This window comes from Methylovirgula sp. 4M-Z18, assembly GCF_037890675.1.
Classification (GTDB): domain Bacteria; phylum Pseudomonadota; class Alphaproteobacteria; order Rhizobiales; family Beijerinckiaceae; genus 4M-Z18.
In genome coordinates this window covers 2,264,316-2,291,012 of sequence record NZ_CP149574.1, presented here as the reverse complement: position 1 = coordinate 2,291,012, position 26,697 = coordinate 2,264,316, and the positions used below count along the sequence as shown (strand labels likewise).

General features: G+C 61.3%; 24 protein-coding genes and 1 tRNA gene. 17 read left to right on the top strand and 8 right to left on the bottom strand.

Going from position 1 to position 26,697, the window contains the following annotated elements; translation table 11 throughout:
• Positions 1 to 238: 238 nt before the first annotated feature.
• A complete protein-coding gene (locus V9T28_RS10625) occupies positions 239 to 1,093 on the bottom strand; it encodes an oxidoreductase (protein ID WP_116398937.1) in 855 nt (284 codons plus the stop codon).
• Positions 1,094 to 1,251: 158 nt separating this feature from the next.
• Here V9T28_RS10625 and V9T28_RS10620 point away from each other — a divergent pair, with 158 nt between their 5' ends.
• Positions 1,252 to 2,208, top strand: a complete 957-nt coding sequence (locus V9T28_RS10620; RefSeq protein WP_245423863.1) for a LysR family transcriptional regulator — start codon at positions 1,252 to 1,254, stop codon at positions 2,206 to 2,208.
• A 62-nt stretch (positions 2,209 to 2,270) separates the two neighbouring features.
• Here the strand turns inward: V9T28_RS10620 and rpmG are convergent, their stop codons facing one another.
• From rpmG to topA, 5 genes are all read right to left on the bottom strand, one after another.
• Positions 2,271 to 2,438, bottom strand: coding sequence for a 50S ribosomal protein L33 (gene rpmG / locus V9T28_RS10615; RefSeq protein WP_116398935.1), 168 nt, complete (start codon positions 2,436 to 2,438; stop codon positions 2,271 to 2,273).
• 130 nt (positions 2,439 to 2,568) lie between these two features.
• Complete coding sequence (locus V9T28_RS10610; RefSeq protein ID WP_116398934.1) at positions 2,569 to 3,303, bottom strand: NUDIX hydrolase; 735 nt, start codon at positions 3,301 to 3,303, stop codon at positions 2,569 to 2,571.
• The gene (locus V9T28_RS10605) at positions 3,300 to 3,701 is read right to left on the bottom strand and encodes a DUF983 domain-containing protein (RefSeq protein ID WP_245423861.1); all 402 of its coding nucleotides are present in this window, start codon (positions 3,699 to 3,701) and stop codon (positions 3,300 to 3,302) included. Before V9T28_RS10605 ends, V9T28_RS10610 begins: the two co-directional genes overlap by 4 nt.
• Entirely contained in the window at positions 3,698 to 6,049 is a 2,352-nt protein-coding gene (gene rnr, locus V9T28_RS10600) for a ribonuclease R (protein ID WP_116398933.1), read from the bottom strand. Before rnr ends, V9T28_RS10605 begins: the two co-directional genes overlap by 4 nt.
• Positions 6,050 to 6,797: 748 nt before the next feature.
• Positions 6,798 to 9,641 carry a type I DNA topoisomerase gene (topA, locus tag V9T28_RS10595; RefSeq protein WP_116398931.1) on the bottom strand — a complete coding sequence of 948 codons (2,844 nt, stop codon included), beginning with the start codon at positions 9,639 to 9,641 and terminating at the stop codon, positions 6,798 to 6,800.
• A 337-nt stretch (positions 9,642 to 9,978) separates the two neighbouring features.
• Between topA and V9T28_RS10590 the strand changes: the two genes are divergently transcribed.
• From V9T28_RS10590 to dprA, 4 genes are read left to right on the top strand one after another with little or no spacing between them, the layout of a single operon-like run.
• Entirely contained in the window at positions 9,979 to 10,941 is a 963-nt protein-coding gene (locus V9T28_RS10590) for an aspartate carbamoyltransferase catalytic subunit (RefSeq protein ID WP_116398930.1), read from the top strand.
• Complete coding sequence (locus V9T28_RS10585) at positions 10,934 to 12,232, top strand: dihydroorotase (protein ID WP_116398929.1); 1,299 nt, start codon at positions 10,934 to 10,936, stop codon at positions 12,230 to 12,232. Before V9T28_RS10590 ends, V9T28_RS10585 begins: the two co-directional genes overlap by 8 nt.
• Before the next feature lie 48 nt (positions 12,233 to 12,280).
• Positions 12,281 to 12,901, top strand: a complete 621-nt coding sequence (plsY, locus tag V9T28_RS10580; protein WP_245423860.1) for a glycerol-3-phosphate 1-O-acyltransferase PlsY — start codon at positions 12,281 to 12,283, stop codon at positions 12,899 to 12,901.
• Positions 12,898 to 14,091: a DNA-processing protein DprA gene (gene dprA / locus V9T28_RS10575; protein ID WP_116398928.1), complete on the top strand. Its 1,194-nt coding sequence runs from the start codon at positions 12,898 to 12,900 to the stop codon at positions 14,089 to 14,091. Before plsY ends, dprA begins: the two co-directional genes overlap by 4 nt.
• Positions 14,092 to 14,228: 137 nt before the next feature.
• Here dprA and ruvX read toward each other — a convergent pair whose 3' ends face one another.
• Positions 14,229 to 14,708, bottom strand: a complete 480-nt coding sequence (gene ruvX / locus V9T28_RS10570) for a Holliday junction resolvase RuvX (protein ID WP_116398927.1) — start codon at positions 14,706 to 14,708, stop codon at positions 14,229 to 14,231.
• Between the two features lie 382 nt (positions 14,709 to 15,090).
• Between ruvX and V9T28_RS10565 the strand changes: the two genes are divergently transcribed.
• From V9T28_RS10565 to V9T28_RS10535, 7 genes are all read left to right on the top strand, one after another.
• Entirely contained in the window at positions 15,091 to 15,792 is a 702-nt protein-coding gene (locus V9T28_RS10565) for a metal-dependent hydrolase (RefSeq protein ID WP_116398925.1), read from the top strand.
• Positions 15,793 to 15,912: 120 nt separating this feature from the next.
• Entirely contained in the window at positions 15,913 to 16,326 is a 414-nt protein-coding gene (locus V9T28_RS10560) for a DUF4399 domain-containing protein (protein WP_116398924.1), read from the top strand.
• A 100-nt stretch (positions 16,327 to 16,426) separates the two neighbouring features.
• Positions 16,427 to 16,717 (top strand): Asp-tRNA(Asn)/Glu-tRNA(Gln) amidotransferase subunit GatC, encoded by a 291-nt coding sequence (gene gatC / locus V9T28_RS10555; RefSeq protein WP_116398923.1) that lies wholly within the window; start codon positions 16,427 to 16,429, stop codon positions 16,715 to 16,717.
• 69 nt (positions 16,718 to 16,786) lie between these two features.
• A complete protein-coding gene (gene gatA, locus V9T28_RS10550; protein WP_116398922.1) occupies positions 16,787 to 18,304 on the top strand; it encodes an Asp-tRNA(Asn)/Glu-tRNA(Gln) amidotransferase subunit GatA in 1,518 nt (505 codons plus the stop codon).
• 9 nt (positions 18,305 to 18,313) lie between these two features.
• Positions 18,314 to 18,637 carry a chorismate mutase gene (locus V9T28_RS10545; RefSeq protein WP_245423858.1) on the top strand — a complete coding sequence of 108 codons (324 nt, stop codon included), beginning with the start codon at positions 18,314 to 18,316 and terminating at the stop codon, positions 18,635 to 18,637.
• A 64-nt stretch (positions 18,638 to 18,701) separates the two neighbouring features.
• Positions 18,702 to 20,189 (top strand): Asp-tRNA(Asn)/Glu-tRNA(Gln) amidotransferase subunit GatB, encoded by a 1,488-nt coding sequence (gene gatB, locus V9T28_RS10540; protein ID WP_116398921.1) that lies wholly within the window; start codon positions 18,702 to 18,704, stop codon positions 20,187 to 20,189.
• Between the two features lie 677 nt (positions 20,190 to 20,866).
• Complete coding sequence (locus tag V9T28_RS10535) at positions 20,867 to 21,145, top strand: hypothetical protein (RefSeq protein WP_199499943.1); 279 nt, start codon at positions 20,867 to 20,869, stop codon at positions 21,143 to 21,145.
• Positions 21,146 to 21,365: 220 nt separating this feature from the next.
• Here V9T28_RS10535 and V9T28_RS10530 read toward each other — a convergent pair whose 3' ends face one another.
• Entirely contained in the window at positions 21,366 to 21,641 is a 276-nt protein-coding gene (locus tag V9T28_RS10530) for a hypothetical protein (protein WP_147306377.1), read from the bottom strand.
• A 240-nt stretch (positions 21,642 to 21,881) separates the two neighbouring features.
• On the opposite strand from V9T28_RS10530, the gene V9T28_RS10525 reads away from it, so the two are divergent.
• The 5 genes from V9T28_RS10525 (at position 21,882) to V9T28_RS10505 (ending at position 26,697) form a co-directional block, all read left to right on the top strand.
• Positions 21,882 to 21,973: transfer RNA gene (locus V9T28_RS10525), tRNA-Ser, on the top strand.
• Between the two features lie 680 nt (positions 21,974 to 22,653).
• A complete protein-coding gene (locus tag V9T28_RS10520) occupies positions 22,654 to 22,956 on the top strand; it encodes a GIY-YIG nuclease family protein (RefSeq protein WP_116398917.1) in 303 nt (100 codons plus the stop codon).
• 936 nt (positions 22,957 to 23,892) lie between these two features.
• Positions 23,893 to 24,285: a hypothetical protein gene (locus V9T28_RS10515; protein WP_116398915.1), complete on the top strand. Its 393-nt coding sequence runs from the start codon at positions 23,893 to 23,895 to the stop codon at positions 24,283 to 24,285.
• Between the two features lie 101 nt (positions 24,286 to 24,386).
• Positions 24,387 to 25,028, top strand: coding sequence for a hypothetical protein (locus V9T28_RS10510; RefSeq protein WP_116398914.1), 642 nt, complete (start codon positions 24,387 to 24,389; stop codon positions 25,026 to 25,028).
• A gap of 211 nt (positions 25,029 to 25,239) precedes the next feature.
• Complete coding sequence (locus V9T28_RS10505) at positions 25,240 to 26,697, top strand: DHA2 family efflux MFS transporter permease subunit (protein WP_116398913.1); 1,458 nt, start codon at positions 25,240 to 25,242, stop codon at positions 26,695 to 26,697.

The window sequence follows — 26,697 nt, the reverse complement described above, 5'->3', positions numbered from 1 at the left end:
CTAGAAACCTGCAAAAAGCCGTTGCAATTCGCTGCGCACAATGCGAGCGTCCGGTTCCGTTTCGAACACCCTGCGGAGAAGCTCAGGTCCGCCGCATCTCCTGGGTCCGTAGGGTTGGCTGGCGGCAAATGGATGGAGTGGCCTCCTCGAAACACCATTTGCCGCCGGCCACCATTTTGCCTTTTGGCATTCTTAGATGTCCGGCGTCGCGCGAAACAAGGCGACTTGGGCCCTCGGGTCAAGACGGATCGGTTTCTCGAAAGCTCGTGCTCCGGCTGAGATCCTCCCACCTGTCGAAGTCGCGCTGCAGGTCGGCAATTTTCTGCCGAATAAGATCGACGGCATCGCCTCCCAGCGCCAAATGCAGCGGCGGTTGATCGGCTTCAAGCGCGGTGACGATCGCTTTGGCGGCAAGTTCGGGATTACCCTGTTGTTTGCCGTGCCCGGCGATCAGGTTGTCGCGGACTTTGCCGGTCGTGTCGGCGTAGGCTGGCAAGCGAATGCCTGACTGTTTCATCGAGCGGCCCCGGAACTCGGTCCGAAATGCACCAGGTTCCACCACCGTGACGCCGATGCCAAACGGCGCGACCTCCTTGGCCAGCGTCTCGGAGAGCGCTTCGACCGCAAATTTCGACATGTGGTAGAAGCCGACACCAGGGAAAGTCGTGAGCCCGCCGACCGAACTGAGATTGACGATATGACCGTGTCCGCGCTCGCGCATGCCGGGCAGTGCGGCCCTGATCATGTTCCAAGTGCCGAAAATATTGGTTTCGAACATGGCGCGGACGTCGGCGTCTTCGCCTTCCTCGATCGCGCCGATATATCCGTAGCCTGCATTGTTGACGAGCACATCGATGCCACCAAAACGCGCCTCCGCAGCAGCGACAGCTGTCTTGACTTGATCCGGCTTGGTGACGTCGAGTTCCACTGCGTGAGCGGTATCGCCAAATTCGCTCACGATGTCGTCGAGCGTGGCAGGGTCTCGCGCGCTCAGCACGACGCGATACCCCGATTTCAAGACTTGGCGTGCCAGCGCCCGGCCTAAGCCCGTCGAACATCCGGTGATGAGCCAGACGGCATTTTGCTTGATCATTGTTCCATCTTCCATTTTTCGAGTCCGATGCTGGTGGGCGCGATCCCAAGCCGGCGGCTGCACGGTCCTCTGACGACCGGCATTCGCGCCAAGCAGCACCTTGACCGGTAGATGGAGCGGAGTACTCTTTCTATCATGTTGAATAATTGAGATGTATCATGCAATCTTATCGAACAATGACTCATGGCGGCCTCGATGACCTTTCGGTCTTCGCCACGGTCGCCCGCACCCGGAGTTTCACACGGGCCGCGGCCGAGCTTCGCATCTCCAATTCGATGTTGAGCTACACGATCAAGCGTCTGGAGAAGCGTCTCGGCATGACGCTGCTGCAACGGACCAGCCGCAGCGTTGCGCCCACCGAGGCGGGCCAAACCTTGCTGCTGACATTGGAGCCGGCGCTGAGGGCCATTGACGAGACGCTCGACATGCTGGACCGGCAGCGCGACCGGGTTTCGGGCACGCTGCGCATTACCGCGACCCGGCAAGGCTACGAGGCTGTCATCCGTCCCATCCTCGGTGACTTTTGTGCTGCCCATCCCGAGGCGGCGCTCGAAGTCGTCATCGATTACGGGCTGCGGGACATCGTCGCCGACGGGTTCGACGCCGGCGTTCGATTGGGCGAGAAAATAGAAAAAGATATGGTCGCGTTCCGGGTCGGGCCGCAACTGCGCATGGCCGTCGTCGCCTCACCGGATTATTTTGCCGCGCACGCTATGCCGGCCGTGCCTCAGGACCTACAGACGCACCGCTGCCTCAACTACCGTATGATGACGGCAAATAGCATCTATGCGTGGGAATTTGAAAAAGATGGGCGGCAATTGGAGATCAGGCTTTCAGGGCTGCTGACGTTCAATGAGCCCGATCTCATGCTCCAGGCAGCAAGTGCCGGACTTGGGGTCGCCTATGTGCTCGAGCACGAGGCCGAATCGCACATTCGTGCCGGACGTCTGGTGCGGGCGCTTGAGGATTGGACGCCGCCATTCCCCGGCTTTTTCCTCTACTATCCCTCTCAGCGCCGCGTTTCGGCAGTCTTCGCAGCCTTTCTGGCGCTGCTTCGGGCGCGGCGCGATCACATGCGGGGGCGGCCGGTCGAGAGGGCCAATAGCCTGGCATAGCCCGTGCCAAAGAAAAAGGCGCCGAAGGGCGCCTTGTCTCGCTAAAACCAATGATCGATCAATTACTTGATCTTGGTTTCCTTGAATTCCACATGCTTGCGGGCAACCGGATCGTACTTCTTGAACGTGTACTTCTCGGTCTTGGTGCGTGCGTTCTTCTTCGCAACGTAAAAAAAGCCGGTGTCCGCGGTGGACAGGAGCTTGATCTTGATGGTGGCGGCCTTTGCCATGGTTCTAATTTCCGTCCATAGGAGTTCATGGCCGCAAGCGGCCCACAGAAAGCTGGAGGCGCATACATACGGATTGTTGCCGGGAAGTCAAGGAAAAGGGTGGACCACTCGCAAACTTCTCGGCCAGCCCTCACAATTCCTCCCGCACCCAAGTCCTGTTGCGTTCATAATAAAACGGCACCGGGAGAAAATGGCCAAATCCCGCCACAAGTCTCGCTTCCAGTTCCTGCAGCACCACAGACGTAATCGTCGGCAGTTCGAGCTTTTGCGCCTCGTCGATCGGCACCCAGACAAGCTCGGTCAGTTCCGCGTCCTCGTGCACGATCCCCTCAACGCGGCCGACAATCTCCCCCATGTCGACGGCGAAGAACGCGGCATCGAAGCGTTTCGGGCGGCGTGGTGGGGTGATGGCGCGGGCGATGAAATGCAGGCGGTCCAGGGCCGGATAGACGCCATGCGCAGCGAAGGCGGCCCAGGCGCCCTCAGGCGGATTTTCGGGCGTGCCCATGTCGTCGACGCCGATCAGAATGCCGGTTTCCTCGAACGTCTCGCGGATCGCGGCGAGGCCAAGCGCGCGGGCGCGGGCGGCGGTGCCGCGCGCATTGCGTGCCATCAATTTGGCTTCGACCACCTCGGCGAGCGGGCCGGCGACATTCATGCGCCGGTCGCCGGGCTCGATACCGCCGCCGGGAAAGACGAACTTGCGGGGCATGAATTTGTGGCCCATGTGCCGCTTGCCCATCAGGACTTTCGGGACTGTGCCGGTGCGGTCGAGAATGATCAGGGTCGCGGCATCGCGTGGCTTGACGTTCGGCCAGCGCCGCTCGCGTTCCGTTTCCGTCAGCTTCTGGGCGAAGTCAGTCATGGGATTTGGTCAGCCTTGTCGAAGCCATGCATGCGCAGCGCCCATTGATAGGCGATCAGCGCGCCTTTCACACGTGGGAGGATCGCTAAGGACAAGATCACGCTGAGCAGCGGCCAGACGAGGACGTTCAGCCAGATCGGCGAATCGTCGTAGACCTGTTCGGCCGCTAGCATCAACCCAACCACGATATGGCCGACGATGAAAATGGTGATGTAGGGCGGCGCGTCGTCGGCGCGATGATGGTGCAACTCCTCACCGCAATGGGGGCAGGTGGGGTTCACTTTCAGATAGGAAGAGAAGATCCGCCCTTCGCCGCAATGCGGGCAATGGCCGAGGAACCCGCGCTTCATGGCGAGCCACACGTCACGCTTTTCGGCCTCCAGAATCGTCATGGTCATGATCTGCCCTTCTTGCGCGGCCTGGCTTTCGTCGTCCTGGTTTTAGCGGTCCTCGCCGTCTTGGTCTCCTTGCCAAGCCGTCGCAGCTTGCGTTTCTTGCCGAGGCCGCTGCTAACGCCAAGTCCGGTCTGGCCGTGGGACAGCATTTCGAAGCGTAGCGCGCCGGCGAAGGGCGCCGCCTCGACGAGCTTCACGTCGACCATGTCGCCGAGTTGATAGGCTTCGCCGGTGGAGGTCGAGACGAGCGCATGCGCCGATTCTTCATAGCGGTAATAGTCGCGGCCCAGGGTCGCGGCAGGCACGAAACCATCGGCGCCGGTTTCGCTCAATTTCACGAACAGTCCGGCGCGCGTGACGCCGCTGATGCGGCCTTCGAATGTTGCGCCGATCTTTTCCGACAGGAAGGCGGCGATCAGCCGGTCGGTGGTCTCGCGTTCCGCAATCATGGCGCGCCGTTCGGCGGCGGAAATTTTCTCGGCGATTTCGTCGAGTTCCTGGGGCGTCATATCGCGCAGCCCGTCGTCGCCGAGATGCAGCGCACGGATCAGCGCACGATGCACGATCAGATCGGCGTAGCGGCGGATCGGCGAGGTGAAATGCGCATAGCGGCGCAGGTTCAAGCCGAAATGGCCGTAGTTTTGCGACGTATATTCGGCTTGCGCCTGCGAGCGCAGCACCACTTCGTTGACGAGATTCTCGTTCTCGGTGTCCTTCACCTGGGCGAGAATGCCGTTGAATTGCGCGGGCCGCAGCACCTGGCCTTTCGCCAGCCGGATGTCGAGCGACTTCAGGAACTCGCTGAGCGCGTTGAGCTTTTCGAGCGTTGGCTCGTCGTGGGCGCGGTAGATCAGCGGCTGGCGCTTCTCCTCCAAGGTCTCGGCCGCGGCGACATTGGCGAGGATCATGCATTCCTCGATCAGTCGATGCGCGTCGAGACGTTCCGGCGTAAGCACGCGCTCGACCGTGCCGTCGGCGCGCAATTGCAGCTTGCGCTCGGGCAGATCGAGCTCCAGCGGACCGCGATGGTCGCGCGCTTTCTTTACGCAGGCATAGGCGGCCCAGAGGGGTTTGAGCACGCTGTCGAACAAAAGACGCGCCTCGTCGGCGGCGTCATTTTTGACGCCGTCGATCGCGTCCTGCGCCTGCTGATAGGACAATTTCGCGGCCGAGCGCATCATGATGCGATGGAACGTGTGGCTTTTCTTGCGACCATCGGGCGCGATCACCATGCGCACGGCGAGGGCGGGGCGATCGACGTTCGGGCGCAGCGAGCACAAATCATTTGAAATGCGCTCGGGCAGCATCGGTACCACCCGGTCGGGGAAATAGACCGAATTGCCGCGCTCCAAGGCCTCGCGATCGAGCGCAGAGTGCGGCGTTACATAGGCTGCGACATCGGCGATCGCCACGGTGATGATGAAACCGCCCTGATTATTCGGATCGGTATCCGGCTCCGCGTGCACCGCATCGTCATGGTCTTTCGCGTCGGGCGGATCGATGGTGACGAGGGGCAGTTTGCGCCAATCCTCGCGTCCCTTCAGCGTCGCTTGCCTCGCTTTCTCGGCTTCCGCGAGCGCGCCGGGGCTGAAGACATTGGGAATGCGGTGAATGTGAATGGCGATGAGGCTGATCGCCTTTTCGGAGGAGATCGAACCGAGCCGTTCCTTCACCGCGGCGCCGGGCGGGCCGAACTTGCCGCGGCCGAGCAGGTCGACGGCGACGAGATCGCCGTCTTGCGCCTCTTGGACCGCGCCTTCCGGCACGATCAACTCGCGGCCGACCGCCTTTTTGTCGATCGGCAGAATGCGGCCGCCGCCGCCCGGCGCGCTGCGGAAGATGCCGATGATCTGCGTCTTGGCCTTCGGCAGGATCTTGATGACGCGGCCCGTATAGGCCGGTCCGCGTTTGCCCGGATCGCGGTTCGGCTCGGTGCGGATCAGCGCACGTTCGCCGATGCCGGGAATGGGGGTACCGGGCTTCGGTCTGCGCGGCACGTGGACCGCGATGCGCGGCGGCGGTCCATCGGACTTGTCCCATTCGAAGGGCTCGGCGATCAATTCGCCGTCCGCATCGCGCGTGACGATTTCCACCGCGACCACGGGCGGCAGATGGCCCGGCTTCACGAGTGAGCGGCGGCCGCGCGACTCGATGTCGCCCGCGCCCTCCAGGTCTTTCAGCATGGCTTTGAGCCAGATCCGGTCGGAGCCTTTGATATCGAAGGCGCGCGCGATTTCGCGTTTGCCGATCTTGGTCGGCGCATGCCCCGCCTTCGCCGCCTCGTCCGAGGTGCGCGCTATGAAGGCGAGAATTTGATCGCGGGTGGGGAGATTTGTCTTAGTTTTATCCATTGAGGGGAATGTGTCAGGTTTGCAATGGCTTGCCTATCCGAAAAATCGCATGGCGCTGTCGCGGCACGCGGGCACGGTGCAAGCTCTTGAGTGGATGATGTAAAGCGCAATTTGAGCGCGGCAGAAATGACAGAGACGCACATGCGTTAGAAATCTGCAAAACAAAAATTGTTCACGGGCATGCATATAGGAAGCCATTGTGGCAGGACAAGGGCGCCTGACGGCAGGGGCGAGCGAGGAGAGGTTGATGGAACGGCGTGAGGCTTTGGCAATTTTGGTTTGCTTGGGATTTTCCGCCACCGCCTACGCCGGCCCCGATACGGCGGCAGGACAGGATCGCCAGTTCACGGGGGAGTATTATGGCCAAGTCCACAATGGCCCCGGATTGGCGAGGCTCGTCACGCGCTTGCATTTGACTGGCGATGGGCGTTTGGAAGGCGATTACGCATTTCAGGATTTGGACGGTTCGACGGCGCGGGGCACATTGGCGCGTTGTCGGAGAGCGAGATTCCACCTGACTTGCGAATGGCATGACAAATATGGATTCGGCCCGGTGCAAATGGAATTCGATCCCTCGCTCACGTCGTTTCAAGGCCAGTGGACCGATGGACGAGCGCCGGTGCGATGGTGGGAATTCAACGGCAGCAGGGGAATGAGTTAGAGCAAGCTGGTTCCTGGCGGAATCGTACCGGACCGCGAGCTTTTTCCCCGCGATCCGGAACCAGCTGTGCCGCAGCCACTTCTGCGCCTATTTTTTTGCCGCCGCTTTTTTTGCGGGCGCCTTTTTCCCCGCCGCTTTTTTCGGCGCAGCTTTCTTGGTCGTGGCTTTTTTCGCCGGCGCTTTTTTCACGGCAGCTTTGGTCGAACTTGCTTTCGCGGGCGCACCGCCCTTTTCCTCGATGAGCTCCAGCGCTTCCATCAGGCTCACCGCATCCGCGGCGGTGCCTTTCGGCAAGGTCGCGTTGATCTTGCCCCAGTTCACGTAAGCGCCGTAACGCCCGTCGCGCACGGTGACGGGGCCGCCATTGGGGTGTTCGCCGAGCAGGCGGCCCGTGACCGCGCTGTCCGCGCTCTTGCCCGAGGCCTTGGCATCGAGCAGAGCGAGCGCAGCCGGCAAATCGATGGTCGCAGCATCCACGTCCTTGGGGAGGGTGGCGTTCACCTTGCCCCAATTGACATAGGCGCCATAGCGGCCGTCCTTCACGCTCACCGCGCCGCCCTTCGGATGGTCGCCGAGCGCGCGGCCCGGCTGGGCGCCGCGGCCGAAGCGTCCGCCGCCGGCGCCGCTTTCCTTCGCCACGATCAGGTCGATGGCGCGATTAGCGCCGATCTCCAGCACATTGTCGTCCTTGCCAAGCGAGGCGTAGGTCTTGCCGTGCTGTACGTAAGGGCCGAACCGGCCGATGCTCGCCTTGATCGGCTCGCCGGTTTCCGGATGGTTGGCAACCACCCGCGGCAAGGACAGAAGGCCGACGGCCTGTTCCAAGGTGAGGGTCGCCGGCGTCATGCCGCGCGGCAGCGAAGAGCGCTTTGGCTTTTCGCCGTCGCCAAGCTGCACGTAAGGACCAAAGCGTCCGTCCCGCAGCGAAACGTCTTCGCCGGTCTCGGGATCCTGTCCGAGCACTTTGACGCCGGGCTGATCGCCGCCTTCCACGGCCTGCGCGTCTTCGCCGTTCATCGCCAATTGCCGCGTGAATTTGCATTCGGGATAGTTCGAGCAGCCGATGAAGGCGCCGAATTTGCCAAGCTTCAACGAGAGCTGGCCATTGCCGCACGACGGGCAGCCGCGCGGGTCTGAACCATCTTCCTTCGCGGGGAAAATATGTGGCCCGAGAAGCTCGTTGAGATTGTCCAGGATCTGCGTCGTGCGCAGCTCCTTCGTGCCGTCGACCGCAGCCGAGAATTCCTTCCAGAAATCGCTGAGCAGCTTCTTGTAATCAAGCTCGTTGTTGGAGACGAGGTCGAGCTTTTCTTCCAGATCCGCCGTGAAATTATATTCGACATAGCGCGTGAAGAAGCTTTCCAGAAAGGCCGTCAGCAAGCGGCCCTTGTCCTCCGGAATGAGCTGCTTCTTTTCGAGCCGCACATAATCGCGCTCGCGCAGCACGGCAAGGATCGCGGCATAGGTCGAGGGCCGGCCGATGCCGAGTTCTTCCAGCCGCTTGACGAGGCTCGCTTCGGTGTAGCGCGGCGGCGGCTGGGTGAAATGCTGCGTCGTCTCGATGCGCTCCTTGCGCAACGCATCGCGCGGCTGCATCGGCGGCAGGCGGGCGGATTCTTCATCCTCCGCATCGTCCTTGCCCTCGTCGTAAAGGACGAGGAAGCCGTCGAAGCGCACGACCTGGCCGGTGGCGCGCAGCTCCAATTGCCGCTTGCCCGCATCGGCGATGATATCGACCGTGGTGCGCTCAAGCTCCGCCGATTCCATCTGGCTGGCGACGGTGCGCTTCCAAACGAGCTCGTAGAGCCGCAGCAAGTCGGTATCGAGATATTTCGAAACCATGCGCGGCAAACGGCCAAGATCCGTCGGCCGGATCGCCTCGTGCGCTTCCTGCGCGTTCTTCGCCTTCACCGAATATTTGCGCGGCACGCCAGGCACATATTCGTCGCCATATTCTTTGGCGATCACCTTGCGCGCGGCGGTGATCGCTTCGGGGGCGACGTCGACACCATCCGTACGCATATAGGTGATGAGGCCGACCGTTTCGCCGCCGATCTCGATGCCTTCATAAAGGCGCTGCGCCAATTGCATCGTGCGGGCAGGCGACAGGCCGAGCTTGCGCGCGGCCTCCTGCTGCAAGGTCGAAGTGCGGAACGGCGGGTAAGGGTGACGCTTGACCGGCTTCGCCTCTACGGACGCCACGGTGAATTTCGCCTGATCGAGCGCCGACTTGAAGGCCTCCGCCTCCGCACCGGTGCCGATGTCGAGGCGGGTGAGCTTCTTGCCGTCGGCGCCCGAGAGGCGAGCGGTGAAAATGCCGCCTTCCAGCGTTTTGAGATGCGCGGTGATCGACCAATATTCGCGTTTGACGAATTTCTCGATTTCGAGCTCGCGGTCGCTGACGAGCCGCAGCGCCACCGATTGCACGCGGCCCGCTGAGCGTGCGCCCGGCAATTTGCGCCATAGGACCGGGGACAGGTTGAAGCCGACGAGATAGTCGAGCGCCCGGCGGGCGAGATAGGCATCCACCAGCGGCACGTCGATGTCGCGCGGATGCTTCATGGCATCGAGAACCGCATCCTTGGTGATGGCGTTGAACACGACGCGCTGGATCTTCTTGTCCTTCAGCACGCGCTTGGCTTTCAACACTTCGAGCACGTGCCAGGAGATGGCTTCGCCTTCGCGGTCCGGGTCGGTCGCCAGAATGACGGTATCCGAGTCCTTCACCAGTTTGGCGATGTCGGCGAGGCGCTTGGAGGATTTGGCGTCGACTTCCCACAGCATCTTGAAGTCGTGATCGGGATCGACGGAACCGTCCTTCGCCGGCAAATCGCGGACATGGCCAAAGGAGGCGAGAACCTCATAGTTCTTGCCCAGATATTTATTAATGGTCTTTGCTTTGGCCGGCGATTCGACGATGACGACGTTCATGCAACAATCCTGTGCCGCGTCCGGCAGCCGCCAGACACGCCTATATATAATGTGTGGGAAAACCCGTTTGGGGCGGGAAAGTGGTGAGGACGCGGGCGTTTGTCAATCAGGGAGATGGTCTAGACCCTCGGGTAAGTTTCGAAGAAAGCTGGAATATTATTATATCTCAATAAATTAAGAGTGCCAGTTATTGTTCTGGGCGCACACCCGGCGGCTGCGACAATCTTTCCCGGTCCTCGATCGAGACGCTTCACCCCCGGTCGAGCGATTTAACAGGATCGTCACAAATCGCTTCGCCCTTGCCCACCTCGCCGACTCTCCCTATAGAGGCGCTTTAATGTCCAGCGCCTTTTCCCCCCATCCGTTCCCGCACCGGCATCTGCTCGGCATCGAAGGGTTGTCTCGTCTCGATATCGAGGCGCTGCTCGCCATGGCGGAGGAGGCGGTCGAAGTCTCCCGCCAGGTCGAGAAGAAAAAGACGACCCTGCGCGGACGCACCCAGATTAACCTGTTTTTCGAGGCCTCTACCCGGACGCAAAGCTCGTTCGAACTGGCCGGCAAACGTCTCGGCGCCGACGTGATGAACATGTCGGTCGCCAATTCTTCGGTGAAGAAGGGCGAGACCCTGATCGACACGGCGGCGACGCTCAATGCCATGCGGCCGGATCTCATCGTCGTGCGGCACAATCAGGCCGGCGCCGTGCATCTTCTTGCCCGCAAGGTCGATTGTTCGGTCATCAATGCGGGCGACGGCCAGCATGAGCATCCGACCCAGGCGCTGCTCGATGCCCTCACCATCCGCCGCAACAAGGGGCGAATCGAAGGTCTGAACGTGGCGATTTGCGGCGACATTCTCCATTCGCGGGTGGCGCGCTCCAATATCCTCTTGCTGTCCGCGCTCGGCGCGCGGGTGCGCGTCGTCGGGCCATCCACCTTGCTGCCGACGGGCATCGAGGACATGGGCGTCGAGGTATACCGTGATATGCGCAAGGGGTTGAAGGACGTTGATATTGTCATGATGCTGCGTCTGCAATTGGAGCGCATGAACGGCGCTTTCATTCCGTCGCGCGCCGAATATTTCCGCTATTGGGGATTGGATGAGGACAAGCTGCGCTTCGCCCGTCCGGACGCGCTCGTCATGCATCCCGGTCCGATGAATCGCGGCGTCGAAATCGACTCGCTGGTCGCCGACGGCGCGCAATCTCTGATCCGCGAACAGGTGGAAATGGGCGTCGCGGTGCGCATGGCCGTGCTCGAGGCATTGGCACAACATTTACCGAACGGCGCGCCCCATGCTTGATGCGACACATGCCCCCCTTGCATTGGTGAACGCACGCCTGATCGACCCTGCCGCCTTGCGCGAAACAACGGGCGGCGTCTTCGTGCGCGATGGCAAGATTGCCGATGTCGGTGCCCAGGTCACCGCAGCGTCGGTCGGTACCGAGGCGCGCGTCATAGATTGTCAAGGCGATGTCGTTGCGCCCGGCCTCATCGATATGCGCGCCTTTGTTGGCGAGCCTGGGGCCGAGCATCGCGAAACGATTGCGACGGCATCGACCGCCGCGGCGTTCGGCGGCGTCACCACGATTGTCGCCATGCCCGATACCGACCCGCCGGTCGACGATCCGGCCGTCGTCGATTTTCTCATCCGGCGCGCCCGCGATATGGGGCGTGTGCGCGTGTTGCCGGCCGCCGCCCTGACCAAGGGATTGGAGGGTAAGGAAATCGCCGAGATCGGCCTGCTGCAAGAGGCAGGCGCCATCGCCTTCACTGACGGGTCGCATTCGTTGCGCAACGCCCAAGTGATGCGCCGGGCGCTGACCTATGCACGGGATTTCGGCGCGCTGATCATCCACTATGCCGAAGACCGCGACCTGGCCGGCGGCGGTGTGATGAATGAGGGCGAGCGGGCGAGCCGCCTCGGCCTCGCCGGCATCCCGCGCGAAGCAGAAACCATTGTGCTGGAGCGCGATATGCGCCTCGTGGCGCTGACGCGCGGCCGCTATCACGCGGCGCTCGTCACCAACCATTTGTCGCTCGACGTGATCGCGCATGCCAAGGCGCAAGGGTTGAACGTGACCTGCGCGACGTCGATCAATCATCTCACTTTGAACGAAATCGATATCGGCGATTACCGCACCTTCCTGAAACTTGCGCCGCCCCTGCGCAGCGAGGAGGAGCGGCTTGCCTTGGTGGAGGCGGTCGCGAACGGACTGATCGACGTGATCGTCTCCGACCACAATCCGCAGGACGTGGAGACCAAGCGCTTGCCGTTCGGCGAGGCGGCGAACGGCGCGATCGGCTTAGAGACCATGCTGGCGGCCGCGCTGCGGCTCTATCATGCCGAGCACGTGTCCCTGCCGCGCTTGATCGCGGCGATGACATTGCGTCCGGCGGAAATCTTGGGACTGCCACAGGGACGTCTCGCGAAAGGCGCTCCCGCCGATCTGATCCGTTTTGATCCGGATGAGCCTTTCATCGTGGATCCAGCGAAGCTGCATTCGCGCTGCCGCAATACGCCGTTCGATGAAGCGCGGCTCCAGGGTGTCGTAAAACTGACGATGGTTGCGGGAAAAATCGTTCACGAATAGGCTCAAAGCGGCGGGAGATACCCGCGGTTTCATTTCGACGGAGCGCGCGTGCATCTTCTTTCACTCATTGCTTCGACGCCGGTCGCCAGCCTGCTCGCCGCTCTGGTCATCGGCTATTTGTGCGGCTCGATTCCGTTCGGCCTGATCATCACTCGCCTAGCCGGAACGCAGGACATCCGGACCATCGGTTCGGGCAATATCGGCGCCACCAACGTGCTGCGCACCGGCCGCAAGGAGCTTGCCGCCGCCACCCTATTGCTCGACATGCTGAAAGGCACCGTCGCCGTGCTCATCACCGGGGCGCTGTTTGGCACGCCCGTTGGGCTTTTCGCCGCCATCGGTGCCTTTCTCGGCCATCTCTTTCCAGTGTGGCTGTCCTTCAAGGGCGGGAAGGGCGTTGCGACCTATCTCGGCTGCCTGCTCGGCGTCTATTGGCCGGTGGCTCTATGCTTTGCCGCGATCTGGGTCGGCGTCGCCTATCTGTCGCGCTATTCGTCGCTGTCGGCGCTGACCGCAACTTTGTGCTCGCCCATCCTCCTGTGGCTTTTCGGCCCGCCCGCATCGGCGAGCCTGTTCGCCCTGCTTTCCATCCTGCTGTGGTGGAAGCACCATGAAAATATCGCGCGCCTGCGGGCCGGCACCGAAGGCAGGATCGGGCAGAAGGGATGAGCTCCGCGCTCTCCGAGGCGGAACGGTTTCATCGGCTGTGGTTGATCCGCAGCGAAAATATTGGACCTCGCACCTTTCGTCTCCTGCTCAGGCGCTTCGGGTCGGCGCAGGCTGCGCTCGAAGCGCTGCCCTCACTCACCGAAAACACCAAACCGATCCGCCTGGCGCCGCGCGATGACATCGCCCGCGAAATGGAGGCGCTGCAACGCCGCGGCATACGGCTTCTCGCGATGGACGAGCCAGGCTATCCGCCCTTGCTCGCGGTGTGCGACGACGCGCCGCCGCTCTTGAGCGTGCAGGGCCGTCTGGAGGCGCTACAGCGGCCCATGGTGTCGATTGTCGGGTCGCGCAATGCGTCGGCAGCGGGCCTTGCCTTTACCGATCAGTTGACGCGCGGGCTGGGGCGTGCGGGCTACGTGATCGTCTCGGGCCTTGCCCGCGGCATCGATGCGCGGGCGCATCGGGCGAGCCTGCAATCGGGCACTGTCGCGGTGCTCCCGGGCGGCCATGCGGCAATCTATCCGTCGGAGCACGAAGAACTGGCGGAGCAAATCGCCGAGAACGGTGCGATTATCTCCGAAATGCCGCTCGGCTGGGAGCCGCGCGGGCGCGACTTTCCCCGCCGCAACCGGATCGTCGCATCGCTCTCGCTCGGGACGATCGTCGTCGAGGCCGCCCGCCGGTCGGGTTCCCTGATCACCGCCAAATTCGCCGGCGAGCGGGGCAGGGAAGTGTTCGCCGTGCCGGGGTCGCCGCTCGACCCGCGCGCTGAGGGGCCGAACGATCTCCTACGGCATGGGGCGGCGCTTTGCGCCTCGGTGGAGGACGTGACCCAGGTGTTGGATACGCTGCGCGACAGGGCGCCAGGCGGCGATCTCTTCACCCGGCCGACGCTGACCTTCGACTTGGAAACCGAAGAGCCGAGGCGCGACGTCTCGGCTGGCGCGGCCATGCCAGCGGCACCGGATTTGCCGAGCGAGACCGTGTCGCCGGTGCGTGACGATGGGGCCGATCCCGTTCAGTCCATCCGGGCGCTGCTCGGTCCCGCGCCGATTTCGGTCGACGAATTGGTGCGTTCGGCGCGTTTGCCGGCGCGCGACGTCCAGACGCTTCTGTTCGAACTGGAACTCGCCGGCGAGGTCGAGCGGCACGGCGGCAATCTGGTCTCAATAATCACAAAGAAGCCATAGATATTTCAGCAAAAATTCAAATTGGATCATTACATAGTGATCCTAGAGGCAAGGTGTGGAACGAAATTCTTCGTTGTTCGTTTTGCCTCTACCCCCAGAAGACCCAACTAGCGCCGGTGCTTTGCATCGGCGTTTTTTTATCCGCGCGCCAAGGATGCGAGACGGTCGAGCAAGCCTTGCAGAATATAGGCGGCTGCCATGCGGTCGACCACGGCGGCGCGTTTGGCGCGGCTCGCGTCCTGCTCGATCAGGGTGCGCGTGACAGCGGCCGTCGACAGGCGCTCGTCCCAATAGGTGACGGGGATCGCGGTGAGCGGCAGAAGGTTGCGCACGAACGCCTTGGTCGCCTGCACGCGCCGGCCCTCCGAGCCATCCATGTTCAGCGGCAGGCCCATGACAAAGCCGGCGATTTCGTGCTTTTGCGCGAGCTGCAGCAGCCGCGCCACGTCTTTGGTGAATTTGCTGCGCTCGATCGTCTCCAGCGGACTGGCGATGCGCCGCTCCACATCGGATATGGCGAGGCCGATGGTCTTCGTGCCAAGATCGAGCCCCATCAAACGCGCGCGCGGCGGAAGTTGTGCGAACAGGTCTTGGTGCGTGAGAACGAGTGCGGCCATGGCGCTGGTTATCACGTTACGCTAGATTAGGGTCAAGACCTAGATCCTATGGGGTCTGGATGAGATCAAAAAGGTCAAATGCAAGGAGCGCTGCGCAGAGCAATATGTAGATATTGCCAAGCAGCGCGACACGGCAGTTGACCTTTTTCATCTCACCACACAAATCGCGCTTGCGCGATTTGTGCGTCAAAAAGTACCCAACTTCGGCAAGCCGAAGTTGGGTGGCGCGGCCAAAATGGCCGATTGCGTCGTTGATGCTCCTAGCGGGACGAATGTCCCGCGTCGTCGCATCGCCTAGCACTCGACCATTTTGGCCGCGTCCAGACCCCATAGGATCTAGGTCTTGACCCTAAACGCCAGCAATATCTGACGGAGAACGAATATGAAATTGACGTGGCTCGGCCATTCTGCCGTTCGGCTCGACATCGGCAAGTCAGTCATCCTGATAGATCCGTTTCTAACCGGCAATCCGAGCTTCAAGGGCGATGCGCAAGCGATGACGCAGGATGCGACTCATATCATCCTGACGCACGGCCATGACGATCATCTCGGCGATGCGTCGGAAATCGCACAGCGCACTGGAGCGCAGGTGATTTCGAACTTCGAAATCTGCATGTTCCTGAACAGCGAGGGCGTCCAGAACATCAATCCCGGCAACACGGGCGGCACCATTCCGTGCGGCGATTTCAGCGTGAGCTTCACGCAGGCGCTGCATTCCTCCGGCATTACGCGCGACGGCAAGAGCATTTACCTTGGCAATCCCAACGGCATGGTGATCAAACATCCCGACGCGCCGGTGATCTATCACATGGGCGACACGGATATTTTCGGCGACATGGCGCTGATCCAGGAAATCCATCAGCCGAAGCTTGCCTTCGTGCCGATCGGCGACCGCTTCACCATGAACGCGAAAACTGCCGCCCTGGCGTGCAAGCGGTTTTTCTCGTTCGACCACGTCGTGCCGGTCCATTATGCGACATTCCCCGGGTTCCTGGCGCCGAATGCGGACGAGTTCGTCGCGGCCATGTCCGGCAGCAATACGAAAGTTCTCGTTGCGCGGGTGGGAGAAGGTCTCTCGCTATAAAACAGACCGTCGAACTACAGGCGGCCGCCGCGTCACGAGCGCGGCAAGGGTCTTGACTGAGGGGTGTTCGATTTTCACGCGCCGCGAGGCACGCTCGCGGCACAACCACGGGAATGATCGATGCTCAACCGGATGTTCTTGACCGCCGCCGCAGTGCTCGTGAGCGCTGCAGCTCTCGCAGACGATTTCTGGCCCAAGACGGCCAAAGTCTATTTCATCGAACCGAAGGACGGGGCGACCGTCACGAGCCCCGTCAAAGTGGTGATGGGGCTTTCGGGCTTGGGCATTGCACCGGCTGGCGTGGACAAACCCAATACCGGCCATCACCACATTCTGATCGACACCGGCCTGCCGGATTTGAGCTACGCCATGCCGATGACGGACAACATCAAGCATTTCGGCGGCGGGCAGACCGAAGGCAGCCTGACGCTGTCCCCCGGCACCCACACGCTGCAACTGATCTTCGGCGACGGCAACCACATGCCGCACGATCCGCCGCTCGTCTCCGACAAGATCACGATTACGGTGAAATAAGCGTGGGCGGCCGGAATCCTGGGCGCCGACACAGGCGCATTGCGCCGCGGAAGCCGCCAATGCTATAGGGCTGGCTCAGCTTAGCTAACCAGGATTTCCCATGTCACTCGATCAGGCGGCGGTCCGCCGCATCGCCAAACTTGCACGCATTGCCGTGACCGACGAAGCGGAATTGACGCATCTTCAAGGCGAAATGAACGCCATTCTGTCCTTCGTCGAGCAATTGAACGAAGTGGACGTGACCGGCGTCGAACCGATGACGTCGGTCATGCCGATGCGGATGAAGAAGCGCCAGGACGTCGTGACCGACGGCGATATCGCCGATCAGATCGTCGCGAATGCTCCCGCGACCGAAAATCATTTCTTCCTCGTGCCGAAAGTGATCGAGTAATTCCGCTCGTCCTTTTGCCGCACATCGTGCCGTCCTTCGCCGATCATTCCATCGTTTCGAAAGTACCCAATGACTGACCTTACCAGCTTGACCCTCGCCGAAGCGCGCGACGCGCTGAAAGCCAAGGCGATCAGCTCTGCCGATCTCACGAAATCCTATTTGGAGGCGATGGAAAAGGCGCGCGCGCTCAACGCCTATGTGACCGAGACGCCGGACATCGCAATGCAGCAAGCGGCGCAATCGGATGCGCGCCTGGCCAAAGGCGAGGGCGGTGCGCTCGAGGGCATTCCGCTCGGCATCAAGGACCTTTATGCGACGAAGGACGTGCACACGCAGGCCTGCAGCCACATTCTCGATCACTTCAAGCCGCATTATGAATCGACCGTCACCGCGCAGCTTTGGCGCGACGGCGCGGTGATGCTCGGCAAGCTCAACATGGATGAGTTCGCCATGGGCGGCTCGAACGAGACGTCCTACTACGGACCGGTCGCGTCGCCATGGTTGCCGCCTAACTGGAGCGCGGAACAGGGCCGCGCGGCGCTCGGCAACGATCGCAAGGGCTTGCTGGTTCCCGGCGGCTCGTCCGGCGGCTCATCCGCTGCAGTCGCTGCGGGCCTCTGCGTGGCGGCGACGGCGACCGACACCGGCGGCTCGATCCGTCAGCCGGCGGCCTTCACTGGCACGGTCGGCATCAAGCCCACCTACGGGCGCTGCTCGCGCTGGGGCATCGTCGCTTTTGCGTCGTCGCTCGATCAGGCTGGTCCGATCGCCAAGACTGTGAAGGACGCGGCCATTATGCTGCGCTCGATGGCCGGTCACGATCCCAAGGACACGACATCGGTCGATGTGGCGGTGCCCGATTACGAAGCGGCGGTCGGTGCTTCGGTGCGCGGTAAGACCATCGGCATCCCGAAGGAATATCGTCTCGACGGCATGTCGCCCGAGATCGAGGCTCTGTGGCACACGGGCGTCGAATGGTTGCGGGCGGCGGGGGCGAAGATCGTCGACATCTCGCTGCCGCACACGAAATATGCTTTGCCGGCCTATTACATTGTTGCGCCGGCGGAAGCGTCCTCCAATCTCGCGCGCTACGACGGCGTGCGCTACGGCCTGCGCGAGCAGGGCAAGGACATCGTGCATATGTACGAGAATTCGCGGCGCTCGGGCTTTGGTGCAGAGGTGCGCCGCCGGATCATGATCGGCACGTACGTGCTCTCCGCCGGTTACTATGATGCTTATTATGTGAAGGCGCAAAAGCTGCGCACCCTGATCAAGAAGGATTTCGAGGACGCCTATCACGCGGGCGTCGACGCGATCCTGACGCCGGCGACGCCGTCGGCTGCCTTCGGCATCGGCGAGAAGAGCTCCGGCAATCCGGTGGAAATGTATCTCAACGATATTTTCACCGTCACCGTGAACATGGCCGGCCTGCCGGGCATTTCGGTTCCCGCCGGTCTCTCCGCGAACGGTCTGCCGCTGGGGCTGCAATTGATCGGCCGCCCCTTCGAGGAAGAAACTTTGTTCTCGGTGGCGCAAGCTATCGAAGATGCGGCGCCGAAGATTCAGCGCCCCGCAGCCTGGTGGTGAGGTTCAGCGATGCGCGCGCCGAACGAATGTGACACGATGCAAGACGTGCGGGCGGGCATCGATGCGCTCGACGACCAACTGGTCGATCTCCTGGTGCAGCGCGTGCGCTATATCGAGCGTGCAGCCGAGCTCAAGCCGCGCTTCGGCATTCCGGCCGATGTGCCGGCGCGGGTGACCGAAGTGCTGGACCGTGTGAGCGCGCGGGCACAAGGCACGGTGCTGCCGCCGGAACTCGCTGCGTCACTGTGGCGCGATCTCATCGCCTGGTCGATCGCTCATGAGATCAAGCTCATGGGCGAGGCGCCGGCCGGCCATCGACCGGGGACCGCGTGATACCCAAGTTTTCGTCCAACGCAATCAGCCGAGGCTTTCAAGCCGTTTCTATTCAGGTGCTTTCATGACAGCGCATGCCAACCCCAAGAAGCTCATCAAAGGCGCAACCGGCGATTGGGAGGTCATCATCGGCCTCGAAATTCACGCCCAAGTGACTTCGAATTCGAAATTGTTTTCCGGTTCCTCCGCGGCTTATGGCGGCGCGCCGAACACCCATGTCTCGCTGGTGGACGCAGCAATGCCCGGCATGCTGCCGGTGATCAACGAGGAATGCGTGCGCCAGGCGATCCGCACCGGGCTCGGCCTGAAGGCCAAGATCAATCAGCGCTCGGTGTTCGACCGGAAGAACTACTTCTATCCCGATCTCCCGCAAGGCTATCAGATCAGCCAGTACAAGAGCCCGATCGTCGGCGAAGGCGAGGTGATCGTCGATCTTTCGCCGACCGATCAGATCGTGGTCGGCATCGAGCGGCTGCATCTCGAACAGGATGCTGGCAAGTCGCTGCACGATCAGCACCCGACCATGAGCTTCGTCGACCTCAACCGTTCGGGCGTCGCGCTGATGGAGATCGTCTCGAAGCCCGACATGCGTTCCGCCGATGAAGCCAAAGCCTATGTGACGAAACTGCGCACCATCATGCGCTACCTTGGCACGTGCGACGGCAACATGGAGGAAGGCTCGTTGCGCGCTGACGTGAACGTGTCCGTGCGCCGGCCAGGCGAGCCGTTCGGCACGCGCTGCGAGATCAAGAACGTCAATTCCATCCGCTTCATCGGCCAGGCGATCGAAGCGGAAGCGCGCCGGCAGATCGGCGAACTGGAAGATGGCCGCGCCATCGTGCAGGAAACCCGCCTGTTCGATCCCGGCAAAGGTGAGACGCGCTCGATGCGCTCCAAGGAAGAAGCGCACGACTATCGCTACTTCCCTGATCCGGATCTGTTGCCGCTCGAGTTCGATCAAGCCTATGTCGACGACCTCGCCGCGCATCTTCCTGAATTGCCGGACGGCAAGAAGGCGCGCTTCGTGAACGACTATGGGCTGCCCGCCTATGATGCCGGAGTGCTTGTGGCAGAACGCGAAACAGCAGATTATTTCGAGGCGGCGGCGCAGCACGGCGGCACGAAGCGTGATGCCAAGGCGGTCGCCAATTGGATAAACGGCGACATCGCCGCCTACGCCAATTCCGTGTCGCTCTCCGTTCCGCAAACGCACATCACGCCGGCACAAGTTGCGGGCATCGTCGATCTGATCGGCGATGGCACGATCTCCGGCAAGATCGCGAAAGACGTGCTTGCGCTCATCATCGCAGAGGAAAAGGATGCCGATCCGCGCGCGCTCGTCGAAGCGCGCGGCTTGAAGCAAGTGACCGACACGGGTGCGATCGAGACGGCGGTCGATACGATCATTGCCGCCAATCCGGACAAGGTTGCGCAGGCGCAGGCCAAGCCCACATTGCTTGGCTGGTTCGTCGGTCAGGTGCTGAAGGCGACCGGCGGCAAGGCCAATCCGCAAGCGGTGAACGACATCTTGAAGGCCAAACTCGGTCTTTGAATTTGGGTGTGCGCGAGGGCGAAAAGCCCTTGCGCACACACCTGCTTTTGCGAATCAAAATTCGATTCGTGCGCGATTTTTTCAAATCGCCGGTTCAGCCGTCACATAAAATGTATTTTTTTGACACGTTACGTAAATTTTTTTTCGGCGTTTTTTCGCGCGATCTATGGCTCGCCTCCTAACTCTCTGTTGCCGCTTGGATAAGCCGCGCGGATGCGGTTTTCGCCTTAAGTGTCGCTGCCCGGACGATAGGCGCGCGGCTTTCGTCGAGGCACCGCACGTCGCGCTCTGCCAACGGGGTTCGTGCTTTCCCGCCGTCGAGGAGGAATGCAAGAAACACGTGTGAAATATGATTTTCTTGCAATGCGCATAAGGCGCTTGGCGTTGCCGTGCGCTCATCCGCCGCCGGCTTCCATGGTCTTCGAGAGCGCCCGCCCGAGTGGCAAAATGCATCCTCGAGGTGTGCGGCGACGGGCGCTCGGCGCGAAGATGTTCAAAGTTGCGGTTCCCCTAAAAACCCACTGCCGCAAGCATCGGCGCGCATGCTGGAAAGCTCTGACTTCGCGTCATCTTACCGGAGGCCCTCTTGAACGAGGCGTTAACCAAGCTACGCTAGTCAAGACTAAGTCGACATAAGATTTTTCGTCGGCATAGTCGTTATACAAGGGGACCCGAAAATGGCGAAGGCAACCGCAAAGAAAGCAGCCGCGAAGAAGTCGGCTAAGAAAGCTACGAAGAAGACCGTCAAGAAAGCCGTGAAGAAGGCTGCGAAGAAGACGGCCAAGAAGGCAGTGAAGAAGACCGTCAAGAAGGCGACCCGCAAGACCGCTGTCAAGAAGAGCACGAAGAAGGCCGTCAAGAAGGCCGTCAAGAAATCCACTGCCAAGAAGGCAACCCGCAAGCCGGCCGCAAAGCGCGCTCCGCGCAAGGCAGCAGCAGCTCCGGTCACGGCTTAAGACCACCTATAGGTTGCGGCAAGCTTTCCGGCTCCGCCATCGAAAGCGGACGTCAATTGTCCCCCGAGTCGAGACATCGCGCGGGGGACAATTTTTTTAGGCGATGTCATGTCGTCGCACGGTGGCGCGCGCCTGCATCGTTGCAGTTTTCGGCAATGTGATGGCTCATCGGGCCCGCACTATTTGCGTCGAAGCGCGCGTCGACTCTTGCAATATTTCCCTACTTGCGCGCGTAGCATTCGGCGGCAAATTCGCGCCACGTATTGCCGGCGGCGGCTCCGGTCTTTTTCTTCTCCTGCCATTCCACCGCACATTGGTGGACACGTGCGTGCGACGGCGGTGCAGGTTGTGGCGACGGCTGCGGCGTTTGGGACGGCGCGGCCGATTGCGCACGGACATGGGCGGCGCACAAGACGAGCGCAGCAACGATCGACAAGCGCGCTGACAGGGTGACGCGACGGCGGCCGAGGCGGGAGCGATACGAAGATGGGGGCAAAGACTCTCCTCCGGAAACAGGATCTTCGACTTAGCACAGAACAGGTTGACCGGCGCATGCCCGCGCACAGGGCACTGCGATTGTCACGAAATCATGTCACGGACATCGCCGCATTTCGGTGAATGCACAGGGAGTTCGCTGAAGGGGCAGGGGCGCTTGTTGAAAAAATTGGACCGCGCCCTTGCAAACAGCGCTCCAGGCTGGCATATGCAGCCGACGCGGCGTTGAAACATGCCGCCTGGAGACGTGGCCGAGAGGCTGAAGGCACTCGTTTGCTAAATGAGCATACCCCCAAAAGGGTATCCAGGGTTCGAATCCCTGCGTCTCCGCCATTTACTCCTCATAATGTGCTGATATTGCTGCGATAAATTAGAAGGCCGACATGTCGGCCCGAGTCATGGCCCTAGTTCTCCGCAAGCTTTCGCGCTGCGAAACGAGCGCCTTCAGGATGCCGCCGCGCCTCGCGTTGCCCCGCCGCTCCATCGATTGTCGGGCTTTCGGTCACGGCGCGCGGGTAATCCGGGTTTTCAGTCTCCACTTCCCGAAGTTATGATTATCGCTCGCTGCAGGAGTCTCAACTTGGTCACGCGCGAACATATTCTGAGCGAAATAAGGCGACTGGCATCCAAAAATGGCGGTCAAGCTCCTGGAAACGATTTGTTTTTCTCTGCGACCGGAATCAGGGTTCACGAATGGCGGGGCGTGTACTGGGTAAAATGGAGCGATGCTCTCCGGGAGGCTGGATTAACGCCTAACGAAAGACAACACCGATATACGGCAGATTTCCTTTTTGCGAAGCTCGCGGAGGCTGCCAGGCATTTCAATGCGGTTCCTGGCGACATGCAGATGAAAATGTATAAGCAGGTAGACCAAGCGTTCCCCGCTCGGCAGACGTTTGGGCTGCACTTCCGCTCGCGTCAGGATCTCTTGTCTCGGTTTCGCGAGTGGCTCGCGACGCGCGCAGAATATGAGGGTGTGCTAGCCATGTTGCCGGCGGAGGACGCGCCCACTAGTGATCGCGGTGGCGCGCGGTGCTGAGGGCTACGTCTACCTCATTCGTTCTGGTGCGCACTACAAGATTGGTCGTAGCGATGAGATTGAGCGGCGTGTAAAGGAAATCCGCGTGGCACTCCCTGAATCGGCTACTCTGGTCCATTCAATCCGGACCGACGATCCTGCCGGTATCGAGGCCTATTGGCACCGCCGTTTTGCGGAAAAGCGCGCGAACGGAGAGCGGTTCAAATTGACGCCAGCAGACTTGTCCGCTTTCAAGCGACGCAAATTTCAGTGGGGTAATTCGACCGCAGCGCGGTGACGGGGCCACGGGCTGCAGTGTTGCGGCGCGGCCGGCGGAAATTATTCGAAATGTCGTCGGGCTATGGTCGAGGAGGATCCGTGGTCTATGGCTCGCGCGCGAGACTCGGAACGCGGCCGGCGACAGGGTTGCGTGGCTGACGGTCGCGCGCCTACGCGCGCAACGTCACGCGAAGTAATGCAGAATGTTAGAGATGATTATTCCAGTGCACACACCCGCCAAAAAGGCCGCCCGAATCAGAGTGCGGCGCGAGAAAGCAGGGGTGATAGCGCTCGGCTGTTCCGTCAGTTCTTCTAGACGCTCGTCGATCTGGCGCAACTTGCGAACTATGTCGCCCGACCGCCTGTCGAAACGGGGCGAGGAAGGGGTCGGGCCGGTGGATCGTTCGGGCGTCACAGGCAGTACCATTGTCTTCGGAAAAAGGGGATTCGAATTTCCTGATTCAGGGTCGGACTGACGGTCTCACTTGTCAATATGGATGGCGGAAAACAATCCTCTTAAAACCATGGTCGCGGAACCATGACGCGCGGTGACCCTGTGCGCCGTCAATCGCCAGATCTGGCGACGGCGCGAGCCGACGACTTGGCGTCAGGCGACAATGCGACGGTGCGTCCTAGGCGGTCGATGGCGCGACGGGTCGACGGGTCGACGGGTCGACGGGTCGACGGGTCGACGGTGCCACCTATCTCTCAGGTTGATCACCCTTTATATTATTGATATATATAGGAAATTTTAAGCCAGATCCGGCCGATTCGTGCCTCTGCCGAGGTCTAAGGCGGATGGGATTGAAACTGCGGGAGGAGCATCAGGACCGCCGGGGGGACGACCGCGCTCCTGAATACCCGCACTTTGGATCGCACCCCAATATGAGGCTGTCGTTGATTTTGCCGAAGATAAGAGTCAATCTTACCGGCATTGCCGATACTTTTTTGATTATTGCCGACGAAAATCTCGATTTTTGCAGCATTGATTGCGATCGTTGCCGCGTTGATCTGGGGGCTGACCGTGTTCCCGCATCTGCCGATGCTTGCGTTTAAATCCCAGCTCGTGGCGCACCTTCGCTGCGTGTGGGAGGCGAAGGAGAGTGAGTTCGACCGGCGTGTCAGAGCCGCTTTCCCAATGGGTTCCTCAGCCCAGCGGATGGTTGCCGAATTGCGACAGCAAGGTTTCTCGGAACATTCGGAATCCCTGATGAACGACGATTATGTCATGATGCGCGGTGAAATCGGTTCCGGCTGCGAGATCGGAGCTCAGGTGTTCTGGCGGTCCGCCGAACGCGGGCAGTCGTCGGAAGTTGAAGGGTGGTACGGCCTTGGCAATTGCTCATAGGGCCGCGCCAAACCGTTCCGCTCTCGCAAGAAATGGCAGACGCGTCATCCGGCGGACGCGGAACGAGAGGCCGGTGTTTTCGCCCAACGGGGCTTGCACGCATGGGGAATGACGCGAACCAATGCCGGGAGGCGGTCGAACGGACGGGGCGCCGGCTTAGGCCACGGAAGAGGCCGCCAAGGGCTTGCGCGGCGAGCGCCGGTGTTTTGTTTCGTCTGGTATTGCCATGTCTGACATTTTCATGCGGGCACGTTGACGCGGCGGAGTTTTCGGAGCCGAACCACGGGATTACAGTTGCCTACGACGAGGCCCTTTGGTCTGCCAGTCTCGACGATCAGGACATTGAACTCACATGTAAAACAGCTACCTGCGGCGGCGACTCGGTCGAGTGCGGCACCGTCGTCTTCGAAACCAAGCCCGGTCTCGCAAACCAGGATTTCGTCGACACGTTCAGGCGGGACTATGCGACCATGCTCACATCGCAACTCAAGGACGCGGGGTGGGAGCCGGTGCTGGTCGATCCGCCGGCGCTGGCCACGGAAGGCGACAAAAATCTCGTCCTGTTCTCATTTCGTCTTGATAAGTTTGGCACATCGACTCGGATTTGGTCGGCGGAGATGGGGGCGCCTTTTGGGGTGCTCGTCCTGCAATGCTATACCGACGAAGCGGCGTTTGCAGCCGCGAGGCCGCAATTGCTTGCGCTGGTAAAGGGGATCGCCATCCGCAACAATCCGGCGCGATAATTGAGCGTGCGCTCGATGATACCGGTCAAGCCGCCGAATGGGCCGACTGAGCGTTCTGCGGCCGCTGCAATGCATTTTATCGACGCCAGCAATGCAATACTTCACTTTTCCCGCGCAAAATGAGGTCTATAACAGGCCCGTATAGCGGTGGCGTCAGCCAGCTCTTCCCACGCTATGAAAGCCGAACCTTATTTTACGAATTGCCGCTCCCATGTCGCAGACTCTTGTCGACGCGGCGCCGCGAAGCGTCGGGTCAAATTTCAGAATTACCGCCCTCATTATAGCCACGGCTATGTTCATGGAGCAGCTCGATTCCACCGTCCTAGCGACGGCGCTGCCGACCATGGCGAGTTCCTTCGGCGTTTCGGCGGCCCATATGAGTATTGCCTTGACCTCTTATCTGCTCAGCCTGGCGGTGCTGATTCCGGCCAGCGGCAGGGCGGCCGACCGGTACGGCTCCCGCACCGTGTTCTCGATCTCGATCGTGATCTTCATGCTCGGTTCGTTGTTCTGTGCGCAGGCGGGCAGCCTCTCGGCTCTCGTCGCAGCAAGGCTGCTGCAGGGCGCCGGCGGGGCGATGATGGTGCCCGTCGGGCGGCTCGTGCTGCTGCGCACGGTCGAGAAGAAGGACCTTGTGTCCGCCATGGGCTGGTTGCTGGTGCCCGCGCTCATCGGCCCGATCGTTGGCCCGCCGGTTGGCGGCTTCATTGTCAGCAATTTTAACTGGCGCTGGATTTTCTACATCAATCTGCCGATCAGCCTGCTCGGCCTCGCATTGACGCAAGTGTTCATCCCCAATCTTTCGGAAGACTCGAAAGAGCGCTTCGACATGGCCGGCTTCGTTCTGTCGGGCATATCGCTTGCAGCCCTCCTCTTCGGCTTCGAGATGACCAGCCGCGGCACGGCGGAAGAGGCGCCGATCGCGATTGTCTGCATCGTGGCCGGCCTCGTCAGCGGCGCGGCCTATATTGTTCATGCCCGGCGCAGCCGCGAGATCGAACCGATCCTCGATCTGTCGCTCATGCGGATCAAGAGCTTCCGCATTTCCGTGATCGCCGGGTCGCTCTCGCGGATCACCCAGGGCGCCCAACCGTTTCTGCTGCCGCTGATGATGCAGATCGGGTTCGGCATGTCGGCGGCGCAAAGCGGCCTGCTGACCTTTGCCACGGCCTGCGGCTCGATCCTGATGAAAGTGGCCGCCAAGCCGATTCTGCACCGCTACGGTTTCCGCAATACGTTGCTCTGGAACTCGGTTTTTTCGAGCCTGCTCTACGCGGCCTGCGCGACCTTCCGGCCGAATTGGCCGCACTGGGCGATTTTCGCGGTTCTGCTGGTGTGCGGCTTCTCCATGTCGTTGCAATTCACCGCCTATAATACGGTGGCCTACGACGACGTGCCTGCCGACCGCACCTCGTCGGCCAACAGTTTCTACACGACGTTCCAGCAGCTCATGCTGTCGTTCGGCATTTGCGCGGGCAGCCTCATGTTGATGCTGGCGCGCACCGTCAATCACGACGTGCATTCGACGCCGGCCGATTTTTCGGCGGCCTTCATCGGTGTGACGGGCATTTCCATTCTCGCCGCGCCGGTGTGCGCCCTCCTGTCACCGGCGACGGGGGTGGCGATGAGCGGCTATAAGGCGAACCGCGAGGCCGAAGCGGCGACCTGA